This is a genomic window from Methylosinus sp. R-45379, assembly GCF_001644125.1.
GTDB lineage: Bacteria > Pseudomonadota > Alphaproteobacteria > Rhizobiales > Beijerinckiaceae > Methylosinus.
In genome coordinates, this window is sequence record NZ_LUUM01000178.1 from 1 (window position 1) to 1,377 (window position 1,377).

Consider the following 1,377-nt stretch of genomic DNA (forward strand, 5'->3'; position numbering starts at 1 on the left):
CCCTCTTGCGGCACCAATAAAATCAAGAACTTACAGAAATCCTAGAAATCTTGGTCCGGTTATGGTCCGCTAAAAACGCGAGACGGGCTGTGCGTTGGCTGTTTCCCGGAGATAGTCCGGCGCGTGGTGGCCATAGTTGTCCTGGACCATCTGAGCGCTCATCCCGACGAAGCCGCCAACGTCCCAAGCCGAGCGTCCCGCCTGCATCAACCATGTGACGCAGGTATGCCGGAGGACGTGAGGCGTCACCTCGGGACCGAGGCCGGCTCGCGCCGCAGCCCGGTTGAACGCCTTCGTCACGCGCCCGAGCTTGGCGTCTTCCTTCTTTTCCACAGGCTTCTTCTTGTCGTCATCATCGGACGTGGCCGGCGTGTAGGCGACGACGAAGAGGCTGTCAGACTGGCGTTTCCAGCGCGGGAGGTGCCGTAGGAGCTTATTCGGGATAGGTGCCGGCGGTTTGCGCTTCTTCGTCTGGACCGCGCCCGAGGTCGATCGGAACATCAACCGGCGCTCGATATCGAAGTGACCGCCATCCGCGTGGGGATACCAGCCCAGGCCGTTGATGGCGTCGTGCCGAGTGCCGGTTCGCAAGCCGATCAGGATGAAGCGGGCGAGGTGCCGGCTTACGACCGACTCCTCTCGCCTCCATATCCTCCAGCGCTCCGCCTTTGTGGCGAGATCGCTGTAAGGTGCCATGACGCAGCCCAGAGCGCCCATGACGAGCCGGGCGGCTTCGCTCTGTGTGAGCCATCGATCCCGAGGGGCGGATTTCGATGGAAGTGTCACAGCTATCGGATGCTTTAGCTTCCTCGATTCGTAAGCGTGATTCAGAGCGGCCTGAAGGGTCGCGAGTTCACGGCGGACAGAAGCCGGTTTGACCGGGCGACGATCTCTAGGAGGCTCGCCTAGGAACGGCTTGCCGGTTTGCGTTCTCCAACGCTCGTAAGCCATGCTCGTCTCGCGAGACACCTCGTCACAGGTCCGGCCCTTGAAGAATTCTAGGAGCCGCTGAAGGTATCTCTTTGTATCGTCTGGCCTTGAGTGATTGGGCATAACGTCGCGCTCATAGAGTTCGAGCGCCTGCTGAACGTAATAGTCGGGCGATGGCTTTTGGACGAAGCGCCCGCGAATGTGCTGCTCTAGGGCCTCTTTGGCCTTTGCAGTCTCTTTCGTGGTGTAGCCGGTGGAAATACGGCGATCACCATCGATGATATACCAAAGAGGTTTAGCGCCTTCGCGCTCTCTCTTTTTTAGGTAGGGTCCTTTTGCAAGCCTTGGCATGGTCTCAGGTGACTCCTTTGTTGACGGTTAGGAGTCAGGCGCTTGGGGCGCTTCACGTCAAGCTCATGATCAATGTAAGGTTTAGGTAGACGCCGC

The 1,377-nt window shown here is 59.3% G+C and carries 1 protein-coding gene; it reads right to left on the reverse strand.

Going from position 1 to position 1,377, the window contains the following annotated elements:
• Positions 1-69 precede the first annotated feature (69 nt).
• Positions 70-1,281, reverse strand: coding sequence for a tyrosine-type recombinase/integrase (locus tag A1351_RS08020; protein WP_083967231.1), 1,212 nt, complete (start codon positions 1,279-1,281; stop codon positions 70-72).
• Positions 1,282-1,377 lie beyond the last annotated feature (96 nt).

Excerpts from the sequence above, each read along its gene's own strand:
- A1351_RS08020 (WP_083967231.1), bottom strand. The coding sequence starts at position 1,281 with ATGCCAAGGCTTGCAAAAGGACCCTACCTAAAAAAGAGAGAGCGCGAA.